At 65.0% G+C, this 13,956-nt stretch carries 12 protein-coding genes; 6 read left to right on the top strand and 6 right to left on the bottom strand.

Translation table 11 applies throughout. The annotated features are described in order from the left end of the window. Nucleotides 1-499: 499 nt before the first annotated feature. Nucleotides 500-886, bottom strand: a complete 387-nt coding sequence (locus tag C2L66_RS10160; RefSeq protein ID WP_060602578.1) for a YybH family protein — start codon at nt 884-886, stop codon at nt 500-502. Between the two features lie 82 nt (nt 887-968). Beyond that, nucleotides 969-1,787, bottom strand: a complete 819-nt coding sequence (locus tag C2L66_RS10155; RefSeq protein WP_233444907.1) for an EamA family transporter — start codon at nt 1,785-1,787, stop codon at nt 969-971. A 176-nt stretch (nt 1,788-1,963) separates the two neighbouring features. On the opposite strand from C2L66_RS10155, the gene C2L66_RS10150 reads away from it, so the two are divergent. From C2L66_RS10150 to C2L66_RS10140, 3 genes are all read left to right on the top strand, one after another. Then, on the top strand, nt 1,964-2,860 hold the full coding sequence (locus tag C2L66_RS10150) for a LysR substrate-binding domain-containing protein (RefSeq protein ID WP_036004315.1): 897 nt from the start codon (nt 1,964-1,966) through the stop codon (nt 2,858-2,860). Nucleotides 2,861-3,027: 167 nt separating this feature from the next. Next, on the top strand, nt 3,028-3,699 hold the full coding sequence (locus tag C2L66_RS10145) for a TetR/AcrR family transcriptional regulator (protein ID WP_060602584.1): 672 nt from the start codon (nt 3,028-3,030) through the stop codon (nt 3,697-3,699). A gap of 219 nt (nt 3,700-3,918) precedes the next feature. Next, on the top strand, nt 3,919-4,122 hold the full coding sequence (locus tag C2L66_RS10140; RefSeq protein WP_054930144.1) for a hypothetical protein: 204 nt from the start codon (nt 3,919-3,921) through the stop codon (nt 4,120-4,122). An 82-nt stretch (nt 4,123-4,204) separates the two neighbouring features. On the opposite strand, the gene C2L66_RS10135 is transcribed toward C2L66_RS10140, so the two are convergent. Beyond that, nucleotides 4,205-4,366 carry a DUF1328 domain-containing protein gene (locus C2L66_RS10135; RefSeq protein ID WP_028368672.1) on the bottom strand — a complete coding sequence of 54 codons (162 nt, stop codon included), beginning with the start codon at nt 4,364-4,366 and terminating at the stop codon, nt 4,205-4,207. A gap of 149 nt (nt 4,367-4,515) precedes the next feature. Between C2L66_RS10135 and C2L66_RS10130 the strand changes: the two genes are divergently transcribed. Continuing rightward, nucleotides 4,516-5,007: a 2-thiouracil desulfurase family protein gene (locus C2L66_RS10130; protein WP_060600262.1), complete on the top strand. Its 492-nt coding sequence runs from the start codon at nt 4,516-4,518 to the stop codon at nt 5,005-5,007. A 24-nt stretch (nt 5,008-5,031) separates the two neighbouring features. Here the strand turns inward: C2L66_RS10130 and C2L66_RS10125 are convergent, their stop codons facing one another. The 3 genes from C2L66_RS10125 to C2L66_RS41215 form a co-directional block, all read right to left on the bottom strand. Next, on the bottom strand, nt 5,032-5,682 hold the full coding sequence (locus tag C2L66_RS10125) for a LysE family translocator (RefSeq protein WP_060600264.1): 651 nt from the start codon (nt 5,680-5,682) through the stop codon (nt 5,032-5,034). An 88-nt stretch (nt 5,683-5,770) separates the two neighbouring features. Continuing rightward, nucleotides 5,771-6,586, bottom strand: coding sequence for a helix-turn-helix domain-containing protein (locus C2L66_RS10120; protein ID WP_054930150.1), 816 nt, complete (start codon nt 6,584-6,586; stop codon nt 5,771-5,773). A gap of 322 nt (nt 6,587-6,908) precedes the next feature. Beyond that, nucleotides 6,909-7,148, bottom strand: coding sequence for a hypothetical protein (locus C2L66_RS41215; protein WP_167352337.1), 240 nt, complete (start codon nt 7,146-7,148; stop codon nt 6,909-6,911). Here C2L66_RS41215 and C2L66_RS10115 point away from each other — a divergent pair. Together C2L66_RS10115 and C2L66_RS10110 are read left to right on the top strand one after the other, a co-directional pair. Further along, on the top strand, nt 7,089-9,962 hold the full coding sequence (locus C2L66_RS10115; RefSeq protein WP_060600266.1) for a hypothetical protein: 2,874 nt from the start codon (nt 7,089-7,091) through the stop codon (nt 9,960-9,962). The genes C2L66_RS41215 and C2L66_RS10115 overlap by 60 nt on opposite strands. Further along, complete coding sequence (locus C2L66_RS10110; RefSeq protein WP_060600267.1) at nt 9,952-13,914, top strand: tetratricopeptide repeat protein; 3,963 nt, start codon at nt 9,952-9,954, stop codon at nt 13,912-13,914. The genes C2L66_RS10115 and C2L66_RS10110 overlap by 11 nt, the downstream gene beginning before the upstream one ends. Nucleotides 13,915-13,956: the final 42 nt, after the last annotated feature.

Here is a 13,956-nt window from a genome sequence, read left to right as displayed (position 1 = left end):
ACGCTCTCTCTGTACGCCTCACCCGCTTCATATACCCGCGTCAACGCACGCCATGCCAGACAGTCCACTGCCGCCCAGGTGGCAAACTGTGTGTCGGCTTTCGCGCCATACGCGCACCACTCCGGACTGGGTAGCAAGATCGGTGTTTCTGGTAAGAGCACTAAGCTGTGCGCTGCGACAACCTACACACAGTTTGCCACCTGGGCGGCACGTACCATTCGCTGCCGCTTGCGCAAGTACGGGTGTCCGAAGCAGGTGAGGCGCCTGTTCAGGGCGCTGGCAACCGACATCAGTCACGTGATTGCCGTGTGAAGCGTAAGAACCTGTGGGGGCCCTCAGGCAAGAATTAGCGCTGGCGGTGTGAGCCGCTTTCTTTTGCCTACTTTTCTTTGCGGCGGCAAAGAAAAGTAGGTGCCGCCCCGCACAGGGGCGACGCTTGAAGCTAGATAACGCATCGCGGATGCCAGCGCAAACCCAAGCAAACCAAAACCAAAAACGCTTACCCCTTCACAAGCAAATTCGCATCCCTCGCCACCAACCAGCGCCCATCAGTTTCCTTACGCAAAATCGTAAGCGTATTACCGGCATGGCGCACGGGCGGCGCCGAGCCATCTTTCAGCGTAATCGTGACCTCAAGCTGCGAACGCAAAAATGCCCAATCCCCCAGCACCTGAAGCTCCAGAATCTCGCTCTTACCATCGATATCGACATTCTTCTGGCCCTCAGCGGCCACCCCAAACGCGGCTTTGCCGAACGGCTTCTGCCCAGGCACCATAAACACCGCGTCGTCGGTCATCAGACTCATCACGGTCGCCGTCTCGCCAGCCTTGCTTGCGGCGAGCCACGTATCGATCAGTTCGCGAATGGCGCGTTCGTCGTCGGTCATGATGGGTTCCTTGCAGATCGGCATGCGATCCGTCGATTGTAGACGGCCCAGTTCCAGCATCATTCAGACCCAACAACCCCCATCACTTCGATGTAACGATCACACCCACACTCGCGCTCACGACGAACAGCGTGCCCGCCAGCTGCAGCGCCGTCATCGGCTGATGCAGCACGATAAAGCCCGCCGCCGCGCCGATGGCCGGCTCGACGCTCATCAGAATCCCGAACGACGCAGCCGGCATGTGGCGCAGCGCAATCATTTCGAGCGCATATGGCAGCAGCGGAACCAGCACCGCGAGGCCCGCCGTGGCCGCCAGTTGCATCGGCGCGATGTGCAGGCCGTGCTCGACCAGGCCGAACGGCGTCGCGACAAGCGCAGCCGCGATCAGCGATACGGAAAGCCCTTCGAGCCCATCGAACAGCGCCCCCGTCTTTTTCATCAACACGATATAGCTGCCCCAGCCGCACGCCGCGCCCGCCGCGAGCAGCATGCCGACCGGCTCGCCGATCCAACCCGAACGGTCATGCGCGAGCAGCAGCACGCCAGCGACAGCGAGCAGCGGCCACAGCAGCGCGCGCAGACGCCGCACGCCGAGCGTCGCGACGGCCAGCGGCCCGAGAAAGTCGATCGCCACGGCAAGCCCGAGCGGAATCCGCTCGATTGCCGAGAAGAAACAAAGCGTCATGCCCGCCATCGCTACGCCCAGCACACCCGCCGCGAGCCAATGCGCCCGCGAGTAGCTGCGCAGCTTCGGACGCACCACCAGCGCGAGGATCAGCGCCGCCCACGCGAGCCGCAGCCACGTCGTGCTGAACGCGCCGAATGCGGCCATCGTCGGCGCGGAGAGGGCGGCGCCGAACTGCACGCACGACATCGACAGCACGCCGAGCAGCGCAGCCATGCCAACATGGAGCTTAGGGGCGCTAGACACAGGCGCGGTGTCAAAGGCAATCGGTTCGGCGAGCGTGGAATTTTTCATGGATTTGAACGGGCGCACTACAGACAGGCCCATCATATCGACGAAACGGGCGTTAAGATAAGCTGATATTTCTTATGCCGATATCACGGACGCTAATAATGCGCGACTTCGACAGCAGCCTCCTCCGAGCCTTCGTGACGGTCGCAGAAACGGGCGCGGTCAGCGCGGCGGCCGTGCGCCTTGCGCGCACGCAGGCGGCCGTCAGCATGCAACTGCGCCGGCTGGAAGACGACATCGGCCAGCGGCTGCTGGAGCGCTCGCCGCGCGGCGTGCGGCTGACGGACGCCGGACACAGGCTGCTGCCCTACGCGCACGCGATTCTCGGCGCGGGCGAAGACGCCCGCCGCGCGCTCGAAGTCGGCGACGTGGCGGGCACGGTGCGGCTCGGCATGCTCGAAGACGTGGCCGTGGGCCGCCTGCCGCGCGCGTTGCGGCGCTTTTCGGCGGCGCATCCGCAGGTTGCGCTGGAGATCGTCGTCGATGCGAGCGCGGCGCTGTCGCAACGTCTCAACGAGGGCGCGCTCGACGTGCTCGTCGGCGATCCCGCGATGGTCGACGCGACACCGCTCGTCACGTGGACGCAGCCGCTCTTCTGGGTCGGCGCGCGCGGTTATCTTGCCGACCCGCAGTCGCCGTTGCCGCTCGTCGCGTTCGGCGGAGCGTGTCTGTGGCAGCAGCAGGTGATGACGGCGCTGCGGCGCGCGGGCATTGCGTGGCGCGTGGTCTGTACGAGCACAAGCCTGCCAGCCGTGCAGTCGGCCGTCGAGGCGGGGCTGGGCGTATCGGTGCTGCTCGACGGCAATATCCGTTACGACACGATGCGCGTGCTCGGCGCCGCCGACGGCCTGCCGGAGCCGCCCGCCGCCGATCTCGGCCTGTTCGTGCGGCAGGCGGCGGGCGCGCAGGAAGCCGCCGTCGATGCATTGCGGACCTTCCTGTGCGAAGCGCTCGATCTCGACTTCATCGAGCGCACGTCTAGAGCGCCGCGCCGGTGATCGGCGGCGAGGCGCGTGATAACCTCGCTGCGGCGGATCGTGCACCGTTTTGCGCCATGGCCCGTTTCATCATCGGCAGGGTTGATGCAAACTGCTTGCATAGCGGCTCGGCCGAACATCACGTTGCACATCCAACGTTTCAACCTTCATTGATTCACGGAGTTTCTTTGCCCACGACTCACCCGTCGCGTCGGCAGCCCAAGCAGGCGCGCGCCGAATTCGCGCTCGACAGCATTCTCGAAGCCGCCGCCCGCACGCTCGAATCCCATGGCAAGGCAGGGCTGACGACGCAGCGCGTCGCCGATACAGCAGGCTTCAGCATTGGCGCGATCTACCAGTACTTTCCGAACAAGGAGGGCTTGGTCGAAGCGCTCGCGAGCCGCGAACTGGAGCGCCTCACGGCGATGATGAAAGAAGCGCTCACGCAGCCCGCGCCGTTCGGCACGGGCCTCAACGCCCGCCGCATGATGCGCGCGACGGCGGCGTTCATCGGCGACCGTCCGCGCCTCTACAGCATCCTGCGCGCCGAATGGGCGGACGCTGCGCCCGACACGGCAATCGGCGAGGGCATGCGGCGCTACTTCGAATTGATCGCCGGCACGCTGAACCGCGAGAATCCGGATCTGGGCAAACGTATCGCGTGCGACGAAGCGCGCTTCGTGCTGTTTCGCGCGATCTCCGGCGTCCTGCTCGCGACGGCGCTGGAGCGGCCGCATTACTTCGGCACCGATGCGTTCGAAGACGAAATGGTCCGCCTGATTCTCGGCTTTCTCAACTACGATCTCGATCCCGACATTCCACGTCTGGCGCCGGAGGGTGGCAGTTTTACAAGCGCGTGAAAGTTATGAGGATTCCTCGCGTATACGCAATGCAGCAACGACGGGCTTGCGAGGGAATTTTCCCTGATGTCATATTGTGCATCCGAGGGCTGCAAGCACTTGCCGGTGCAATGAATCATCCCGTGGCGAGCGCGTCGTGGCTTCCTGAAGGACAGATCAATTCGACACCGCCGTGACGCCGCACTGTCGGTCCGCGCGGACGGTGCAATCGGGGAAAACATGAACCATCACCAGCTTGAGTCGGCTCTCGACCATCTCGAGCACATTTTGGCGCGAATTTCCGGCACGGATCACCTGCCGCTGTCGTACTGGCGCAAGCGTGTCGACGACGTCACGGCTGCCGCGCGCATTCCCGCTCAAAAGAACCGCGCGCGCAGGCTGGACGAGGCGCTCAGCGCGCTGGAGTCGCGCGCAGGAGCATGACGGCTGCCAGCTGGCGCGAAGGGAAAGTATTGCAAGCGGACGCGCTATAAATTGCACGTCCGCTGGCACGTCGCATCCGTCGTCAACGTCGGATCACGCCCATGAGCAGCGTGACGAGAAAGATCACGATAAAGATAAAGAACAGAACCTTCGCTATTTCGGCAGCGCCAGCGGCAATGCCGCCGAAGCCGAAGACGGCCGCGATAATGGCGATGACGAAAAAGATGGCAGCGTATCGAAGCATGGAAGTCTCCACCAAAGGATTGCTGGACAGATCGATCCGATGACCGACCCACGCGCGGGAACCGCATTGACGGACGCAGGCGCCGCCGTCACGGCATGGAGCAACACCCGTGCCCATCTGGCTGTGCGCCGGAATCCGATAGTCGCGTTATGAAAAGGATACTCGTTAGCGCGTGCCTCGCCGGTCTCCCCGTGCGATATGACGGCTCCGCGAAGACGCTCGCAAGCATGCTGCTGCAGACATGGCGCGACGAAGGGCGGCTGGTCGTCGTGTGTCCGGAAGTGGCGGCGGGCTTCGCCACGCCGCGCCGTCCCGCCGAAATCCAGTTGCGCCGCAATGGGCACGATGTGCTGGACGGCACGGCCCGCATCCGCGACAACGCCGGCGCGGACGTCACCGCGCTTTTCATCGACGGTGCGCGCCACGCGCTCCAGCAGGCGCTTGCGCATGATTGCCGCTACGCGCTGCTCGCCGATGGCAGTCCATCGTGCGGCAGCAGCTTTATCCATGACGGCACGTTTTCGCGCGTCGCGCACGAGGCAGTGGGTGTGACAGCCGCGCTGCTCGAACGGCACGGCATCCGCGTATTCGCGCCTGACGGGATCGATGAGCTGGCAGCATCGATCAATGTCGACGGATGATGCCCTGTCGTGACCTTGACGACCTCATAGCCACTCGCGCGCGAGCATCGTCAGCACACTCGTTGCGATCGCGAGCAGCACGACGCCCGTGACGCGTTCGATTGCGGCGCCGTGCCGCGTGAAACGCGCGACCACGGCGGGATGCCCAACGCCCATCGCGACGAGCAGATCCCAGCCGAACACGGCGGCGAACATCCATACGCCATACACGATTTGCGCGCTGAACGGCGCGTCGCGGGCCGCGAGCAACGCAAACAGGCTCGCGTAAAAGAGCGCGTTCTTCGGATTGAGAATCGCGGATGCGAAACCCATCGCGAAACGCGTAGGCCACGCGCCCGTGTTCGACGCAGGCGAATCGTCCTGCACATGTGCCGCAATCGATGCCGCCCTTGCATGCCGAAGCATCAATACGCCGAGATAGAACAGATACGCGCATCCCGCGGCCTGCACGAGCGCGAAGGCGATGCCGTGTCGATGCAGCGCCGCAAAGCCGCCGACCGCGAGCACGATGAACACGCCGTTCGCGCAGGCGATGCCGAAGCACACGGCGCCCGTCTTGCGCCAGCCGCGCAACAGCGCACTGCGCGCGATCAGAAAAAAATCCGGGCCGGGGCTGAGCAGCGCCAGAAGATGCGCGCCCGCGACCATCGCGAATTGCTGTAGAGAAAGACCCATCTCGACTCCTTGTGTGTGCCGGGAGTCTGCTGGACAGGCGAACGAAGATATTGAAGAAAAGTGCGCGACGCGAAGCGGCAGGGCGCGCTCACGACACGGCGGCGCGACGGTAGGCGCCGGGCGTCATCGCGACACGCTCCTTGAAGGCGCGCTGGAAATGCGCCTGATCCGCGAAGCCGAGTTCATGCGCGATGGCCGTGAGCGCGCGTCCATGGCGCAACAGACGCCGCGCCGCGTTGATGCGCAGATCGAGCTGATAGGCGTGCGGCGACATGCCCGTCGCGGCGCGGAACGCGCGAATGAACGCGTAGCGGCTCATGCCCGCCATCTGCGCAAGTTGCGCGATGGGCAGGCGCTCGCCGTACGCATCATGCAGAAGGCCGGTGATGCGCGCGAGGCGCTCGCCTGCGATACGCGGCACAGGAGGCAGGTCGCGCGCCTCACCGAGCCACGAGCGTTCGCCGACGAACAGGATCAGCGCCGCTTCCTTCTCGCCGCTGTCCGCATTCGAGAACAACAGCCGGTTGAGCGCGCAGTAACGCAGGTACGCTTCGCGGTTCTGGTTGATCGACGGACACGCGAGCACGGTGTCGGCGTCCGCGCTGCCGTTCTCGCGCAGCACCGCGCTCGCCCATGCGACGTCGAGATGAAGCATCTGGTAGCTCCACTCGCTCTGCGCATCGGGATTGCACGAGTGGACACGCATGGCCGGAATCAGCACGAGACTGCCCGGACCGAGACGCGCGCGGTCGCCGCCGCACGCGTAATTGCTATGCCCGCTGTCGACGGCGCCGATCGATAGCGTCTCGTGTGTATGCGGCACATAGCACGCGCGGGAATGGGAGGCGCGCCGGCTTTCGACGAACGGCAGCTGCGGATCGCACCAGTAACGTTGATCGTTCATGCGCCCGATGATCGCACAAACCTGCTCGCGCCCGCGAGTTGCGCCGGGTTGCAATCGCGAAATCGTTTGCGTTCCTTTCAATTATGAAATATTGGGATTTTAAAATGGCCACACCCTGCATGAAATACAGGCATTGCACTGTCGCCGAAATGAAAAATAATGAAAAGTGAATATCCGTTCGCTATTATCTGTTTAACGTTTGCGAGCCTTTCTCAGTTTAATTCGCTATCGCCCGGGCCCTTCTTTAAAGCCTTTTCAGCCGCGTGATATTTTTACGACACCCGTTTTTTTCGACGTCGTTCGCGTTAGAATTCGCGCCGATTCACAGAGATAGCGCTTCATATCCTCTGATCTTTCCAGTCTGCAGATTTTCATCCGCATGCAGCGGCCGCCAGATATTTAACAATTGGCCATCCAGTGCTGCCGTAGGGACATAAATCCCGGGGGAAACCGGCTTTAAAAACCGGTCGGTAAAAAGTAATAAAACCGAAGAAAAAATCGTATGCCAGTGGGGATTCAATCGATATTCGAAGCGCGACAGGCGCTCGACGGGGTAATGCAAGGCGATAAGCCGCGAATGGTCCGAACGACGATGGCGCAGCCGCGCGCGCTCGTTCGTGCGCTGACGCTCGTCCGCATGGTTGCGCTCACTTCGACGGCAGCGCTTGCGCTGCACGGCGTGGCCGCGCATGCACAGACGCAGGCTCAGGCTCAGGCTCCCGCGTCCACTCAGTTGCACGCGCAAGCGTCGGGCGGAGCTCAGGCGCCGCGCGTCAATCTCGCATTCTTCTATGGCTCGCGCGTGCCCGTCGGCGAGTTGCAGGCGTTCGATGCCGTCGTGATCGATCCCGCCAGCGGCTTCGATCCTGCCGCGCACCCGTTGCGTCACACCGTGTGGCTCGCGCGCACGCATGCCGATGCCGCACAAGCCACGCCCGACGCATTCGTCGCTGCGCAGATCGAAACGCTCTGGCAGCGCGGCTATCGCGGCTTCCTGCTCGACACGCCGACGGCCATCGCGGCCGTCGATGCGATCCGCGCCGCGCATCCCGACGCGCGTCTCGTGATCGGCGGGGACGCGGCGTTGCAGGCCGCGTTGCCGCATGCGAAAGCGCTCTATGCGGTGATCGGCCCGTCCCTGGTGCGCGACGCGGCGAGCGGCAATGTCGCGGCCGGCGAGCGCGACGCGCGCAGCGCCGCCGCGCAACAGTTCACGCAAACGACGGGCGTGCCCGTCGTATCGATCGAAACCTGTCCCGCCGACGACCGCGCCTGCGCGCGCGCAACGGCCGCCCAGGTGCTCGCTGCGGGCGTCACGCCGTATGTGACGAACGCGTCGTTGAATGCGGTCGGCATCGGCGCAATCGAAGTGCTGCCGCGCAAGGTGCTGATCGTGCAGGACAGCGACGAAGACTTGCCGCTCGACGAAACACCCGGCGTGCGCGACCTCGCGACGCCGCTCAACTATCTCGGCTACGACGTCGAATACGCGAACGTCCACGAGCCCCTGCCCGAGGGCATCACGCCGGACCGCTATGCGGGCGTCGTCGCTTGGCTGCAGGGCGACGAGACGCCGAACAGCGGCGCGTGGCGCGCGTGGGTCGATGCGCGCCTCGCGGCGCACGTGCCGATGGTGTTTCTCGGCCAATTCGGTTTCGATGCGGCAGAAGACGAAGGACGCGCGCTCGATCTGCAAGCCGTGGCTGGGCCGTTCGCGGACAAGATCGAGGTTGTCTCGCGCGATCCGATGGTCGGCTTCGAAGTCGATCCCAAGCTCGGCACGCGCGATCTGACGGGCGTGCAGGTCGGCAGCGCGAGCAGGTCGCTGCTGCGCGTGAAGAGCGGCGAAGCGACGCTCGACCAGATTGCGATCACGCCGTGGGGCGGCTTCGCGATGAGCCCGTACACGGTGGTCTCGCTCAACGGCATCGGCCAGGAGCGTTGGGCCATCCAGCCGATCGCGTTCCTGCGCGAGGCGTTGCGTCTGCAACCGATGCCGTCGCCGAGCGTCACCACGGAAAACGGCCGGCGTCTGTTCATGTCGCACGTGGACGGCGACGGCTTCGCGTCGCGCGCGGAGTTTCCCGGCGCCGACTATTCGGGCGAAGCGCTGTTCCAGCAGATTTTCACGCGCTACAAGGTGCCGATGACGCTGTCGGTGATCGAAGGCGAAGTGGGGCCGAAGGGGCTGTATCCGCAGATCTCGCCGAGACTCGAAGAGATCGCGCGCAAGATGTTCGCGCTGCCGTATGTCGCGATCGGCACGCACACGTATTCGCATCCGTTCGAATGGGAGAACGTCGATGCGAAGACGGGCGAGCGCATCGATCGCGGCGGCGGCGACACCGCGTTCTCGCTGAACATTCCGAACTACACGTTCAATATCGACCGCGAAGTGACGGGTTCGATCGACTACATCAATTCGCGTCTCGCGCCGCCGGGCAAGAAGACGACGATCCTGCAATGGCCGGGCAACTGCGAGCCGCCCGCGATCGTCGTGCGCAAGGTCTATGCAGCAGGGGTCGACAACGTGAACGGCGGCGACACCGTGATCACGAAGAGCGCGAACAGCTGGACCAATATCGCGCCCATCGGCGTGCTGAAAGGGCCGGGCGCGTATCAGGTGTACGCGCCGAACCAGGACGAGAACGTCTACACGAACGACTGGCTCGGCCCGTTCTACGGTTTCACGCGCGTGCTCGAAACCTTCGACATGACGGACAAGCCGCTGCGCTTCAAGCCGATCGACATCTACTACCACATGTATAGCGGCACCAAGGTCGCGTCGCTGCGCGCGCTCGACCAGATTTTCGCGGCCGTGCTCAAGCAGCCTGTGCTGCCCGTGCATATGACGGACTACGCGCACAAGGTGCTCGACTGGCGCTCGTTCGCCGTCGCGCGCACGGTGCAGAGCGAGGCGTCGAATGCGAAGTCGAGCGACTGGATCGTGCGCGGTAACGGCGAAGTGCGCGAACTGCACTGGCCGCTGACGAGCTCGCCCGATCTGCGCGCGTCGCGCGGCGTCACGGGCTATGCGGCGGGACCGGACGGCACGTACATCCATATCGCCGATGGCGCGGCGCGCGTGTCGTTCGACCCGGCCGGCGCGCTGTCGAAAGCGGATGCGCTGCCGTACATCGCCGAAGCGAATGGCTTTGTGCGCGATTTCAAACGCGACGGCAAGAACATGTCGTTCGAGTTCGGCAGCTACTACCAGCCGTTCGTGAAGCTCGCGAATGCGCAGACGTGCAGCGCGACAGTAGCGGGCCGCGCGGTGCCGCTGCAACGCGACGGCGCCTACGTACGCTTCGACACGCCCGCGCTCAATGCCCTCGAAGCCCACTATCAGCCCGTCGAGATCCGCTGTGAACGATAAAACGAACGACAAACGTCCCCGTATCGTTCCGACGTGGCTCGTCTACACGCTCACGGGCGTCGTGCTCGCGACCATGTACGGCGTGTCGCCGCGCGGCGGCTTGCGCCAGCGCGTCGCGTCCGTCGGCGCGCCCAGCGAGTTGAGTGTCGCGTATCTGGAAGCGTGGTCGAGGGTGCGGCCCGACAACGAGGAATTCCTGTCGCTATTGGGCGCGCAGTATCTGTATCTGGGGCGCACCGACGACGCCGAACGTATCGCCACGCGCATGGAAGCGCTCGGCAGCGACGACATGATGCGCAGCGCGATGATGCTGCATCTGTCCGTGACGGAGCAGCGCACCTTCGCGATTCCCGAAGACGATCCGCGCCGCGTGGCCGCGCTCGACGATCTGCGCGCGCGCCTGACCCAGGCCGCGCAGCTGCCGTGGGCGCCGAAGGATCTGGAATGGCTCGCGCAACGTTCGGCCGCCGTCGGCATGCCCGATGTCGCGGCGCGTCTGTACGCGCGTCTGTCGGCCAACGATCCCGACGGACGCACGAAGTGGGACACGCAGATCACGCGCTACGCACTGCAGGTCGGCGACTATCACGCAGCCGCTGACGCATGGTTCCGTCAGGAAGCCGTGGCGCAGACGCGCGACGAGCAACGCCGTTGCTTTGTCGCAGGCGTGCGCGTGCTGCAATCGGGCAATCTGCTCGACGACGCGCTGACAGCCGCCGACGCGCATCTCGGCAAGCTCGCCGACGATCCCGCCACGCTTATCGTGATGCTCAATCTCGCCCGCGCGGCGAATCGTCCCGATGCGGTGGACCGGTACGCGAAGCTGCTGGCGAAGTACGCGCTCGCCGAGCCGACGTCGCCGCTGGCCGGGCATGTGCGCGCCGCGGCGCAAGCGGGCTATGCGTATATGGATGGTCCCGTCGCGTACCGGCATGGCGGCTCGCTCGTCAGCCTGCGCGCCGCGATGCGCGAGGCAGCGGCGCAACAGCAGGGCGAAGTGCGCGTGATCCGCGTCGCCACGCAAGCCGTGCCGGCGCAGCAAGCCGCAAGCAGCGTGAATGGTGTGGACGCTTCGGCAGTCCGTTCGGACCCGAGCGTCGCGAATGTCGTGTTTCAGGCCTTCGTCGAATCGGGCGATCTCGCGAGCGCGCAGAAAATCGCCGCGCAGCAGGTGCAGCGCGATCCGCATTCGGTGGAGTGGGTCAAGCGTCTCGCGCAGGTCGCCGAATGGAATCGCGATCCGTCGCTCGCGCTGAAGTCGTGGCTCGATTATGCGCAACTGTCGAACGATCAGGTCGGCTGGCAGAACGTGCTGCGCATCGCGCCGATGCTCGACGACGACGAAGCCTATCTGACGGCACTCGTGCACGAAGCGCGCGCGAAGCCGAACGACCTGAAACTGATCGACGACGTCACGGCAACCTACGAACGCCTCGGCCGTCCCGACGACGGCCTCGCATTCCTGCGCTCGCTGCCGCGCGCGACGAACGCCGATGCGATCGATCAACGCATCGGCCAGCTTGCCGAGCGTGCGGGTCATGACGATCAGGCACTCGCGACCTATCGGGCAGTGCAGGCGCGTCATCCGAACGACGCGAATGCGGCGCTGCGCACCGCGAGCGTGCTGTACCGGCAGGGCGACTATCGTGCGTCGCTGGCCGCGCTGAAGACGGCGCGCGCGGGCGCGAAAGATAGCGACGAAGATTTCTGGCGCAACTACGCGGAACTCGCGCGTCTGCTGCAACGGGACGACGACGCGAACGAAGCGTATCGCCATCTGATCGCGAGCGGCGCGGCGACGCCAGAAGACCTCGGCGACATGACGTACTTCTACGATCCGTATCCGATCGATGCGGGCCGCGTCGCCGAATTGCGTTATCGCCGCGATCACACGGTGCGCGCGTTGCAGGACGCGATCTTCTACTACACCGACGCGCAGGCGATGGACCGCATCGCGTTTCTGCTCGCGAGTCTCTCGCCTGAAGAACTGAAGGCGGCGGAAGCCTCGCCCGCGCTGCTCGGCGTGCGCGCCGAATACTACCGTCTCATCAACGAGCCGCAGAAGGCACTCGCCGATCTGAAGCGCGCCGTCGATTTGCCGGGCGCGAGTTCCGATCTGCGCGCCGCGTACCTGTGGACGCTGGTCGACTACGGCAGCGACGGCGATCTGCGCGAAGCGCTCAAGCGTTGGCGCGGCAGTGCCGATCAAAGCTCGGCTCTGTGGGAGCCATACGCAGCCGCCGAAATGCGCCTGAACCGGCCCGTCGCGGCGCTCGAATATCTGCGCCGCCAGTCGGCGATGATGTCGCGCGATCCGCTATGGCTGCTCACCTATGCCGACGCGCAGGAACAGGCGGGGCACGACGGACTCGCGTGGTCGATCCGCAAGAAGGTGTGGCTGCAGATGCAGCAGGACGAAGCGCAGCTCGTGAAACTGCACGGCGCGCAGCGCGCGGCGATGCGCGGGCGCACCGCGCAGGACGCCGAGACGCTCGAAGATCTGCGCGGCCGGCGCGTGACGCTTTCGGCCGAATATGCAACGGGCGATACGTCGGCTGCGCTGCTCGACAGCCTGATGTCGGCGCGGCCCGCGACGGCTGACAATGCCATCGCACGCCGCACCATGATCGGCACGGCGAAGGGCCTGCCGGGCGGCGCGCCGCTGGACGGCGCAGGGCTGCCGGAGAATGCGCGCGTGCGCGGCGCCGTCGCGAAAGAAGTGGCGGTGGCGTGGGCGCTGTCGAAGGAAAGCAATCCGCTGGCCAAGCGCTGGCTTGCGCAGCAATACGCGGAACGCCTGTCGCGTCCCGCCGATGCGCAGCTGACCATCGCGCTCGCCGAGAACGATATTCCCGAGATGGAGCGCCTGCTCGCGGTGGAGCGCTCGCGCCTGCCCGTCAACGACCGCATCGACGCGACGATCGCCGTCGACCGGCCGGACCGCGCGCAGCAGCTCGCGTTCGACGCGCTCGACGGCGCGCCGGAAGACACCGACCTGCATACGCGCGTGACGGAAACGACGCTCGACTGGCCGCAATCGATCGACGCCGATGTGGTCAACCATATCGAGCATCCACTCGATTACGTCGAAACCACGCTCGCGGCCAGCCGCAAGATCGCCGAGCGCTATCTGGTCGGCGTGACGGCCGTGCAGCACTTCCAGCATTCGACCGACATCACGCAGCTGGTCAATGTGCCGTCCGTCGACCGCTGGCTCAACATCTACGGCGAGCGGCAAACGCGCGATACGTCGTTGACTGTGACAGGCGGACGGCGCGTCGGCTCGGCCGCGTTCTACACGCTCGATCTGGCAGGCGAAGTGGGGCGCAACTCGCCGCTCACGCTCGGCGTGCGCGCGGGCCGCAACCAGGTCGCGGACGAAAACCAGGCGCTGCTGGTCGGCGGCATGAAAGACAACGTGATCGGCGATCTCACGTATCGCATGACCGAGCGGATCACGTTCACGGGCAGCGTCGAAGCGGACCGCTTCTATAGCCAGGCGCGCAACTATATCGGCAGCGGCGTGCTGTCTACAGCGGAAGTGAGCTACCGCATCCGCACCAGTTACCCGGACTACACGTTGCGCGCGCTGATCACGCACGGCGGCTACGGCGCAAGCGGCCAGGCCGACGCGCTGATGACGCGCCTGTTGCCGACTGCGCTGCAGCCCGCGACGCCGCAGGACTTCATGCCGGACACGTACACGCAATACGGCTTCTACTTCGGCTTCGGCAACGATCTGCGGGAGCAGTACACGCATGCATGGCGTCCGTTCTTCGACGTCGGCATCGTGCATGACTCGATCCAGGGCTGGGGCCCGGACGTGAGTCTCGGTATTGCGGGCACCGTGCTGGGTGGCGATCATCTGGCCGTGTTCCTGCAGCATCAGCGCGTGTCGAAGATCGGCACGCCCGTCACGCTGCTGGGTGCGACCTACAAATGGTTTTACTGACTCGGGTTTTACTGACTCGGGTTCTCCGATCCGGCGAATTGG

Source organism: Paraburkholderia caribensis (assembly GCF_002902945.1).
GTDB classification, from domain to species: Bacteria; Pseudomonadota; Gammaproteobacteria; order Burkholderiales; family Burkholderiaceae; genus Paraburkholderia; species Paraburkholderia caribensis.
Note: the sequence above shows the minus strand (reverse complement) of the source record. Positions and strands in the feature narration are given on the sequence as shown.

What these genes read in the sequence shown, in the direction of transcription:
- C2L66_RS10160 (WP_060602578.1), bottom strand. Translation starts at nt 886, where the DNA reads ATGACCGACGACGAACGCGCCATTCGCGAACTGATCGATACGTGGCTC.
- C2L66_RS10155 (WP_233444907.1), bottom strand. Translation starts at nt 1,787, where the DNA reads ATGGCTGCGCTGCTCGGCGTGCTGTCGATGTCGTGCGTGCAGTTCGGC.
- C2L66_RS10150 (WP_036004315.1), top strand. Translation starts at nt 1,964, where the DNA reads ATGCGCGACTTCGACAGCAGCCTCCTCCGAGCCTTCGTGACGGTCGCA.
- C2L66_RS10140 (WP_054930144.1), top strand. Translation starts at nt 3,919, where the DNA reads ATGAACCATCACCAGCTTGAGTCGGCTCTCGACCATCTCGAGCACATT.
- C2L66_RS10135 (WP_028368672.1), bottom strand. Translation starts at nt 4,366, where the DNA reads ATGCTTCGATACGCTGCCATCTTTTTCGTCATCGCCATTATCGCGGCC.
- C2L66_RS10130 (WP_060600262.1), top strand. Translation starts at nt 4,516, where the DNA reads ATGAAAAGGATACTCGTTAGCGCGTGCCTCGCCGGTCTCCCCGTGCGA.
- C2L66_RS10125 (WP_060600264.1), bottom strand. Translation starts at nt 5,682, where the DNA reads ATGGGTCTTTCTCTACAGCAATTCGCGATGGTCGCGGGCGCGCATCTT.
- C2L66_RS10120 (WP_054930150.1), bottom strand. Translation starts at nt 6,586, where the DNA reads ATGAACGATCAACGTTACTGGTGCGATCCGCAGCTGCCGTTCGTCGAA.
- C2L66_RS10115 (WP_060600266.1), top strand. Translation starts at nt 7,089, where the DNA reads ATGCCAGTGGGGATTCAATCGATATTCGAAGCGCGACAGGCGCTCGAC.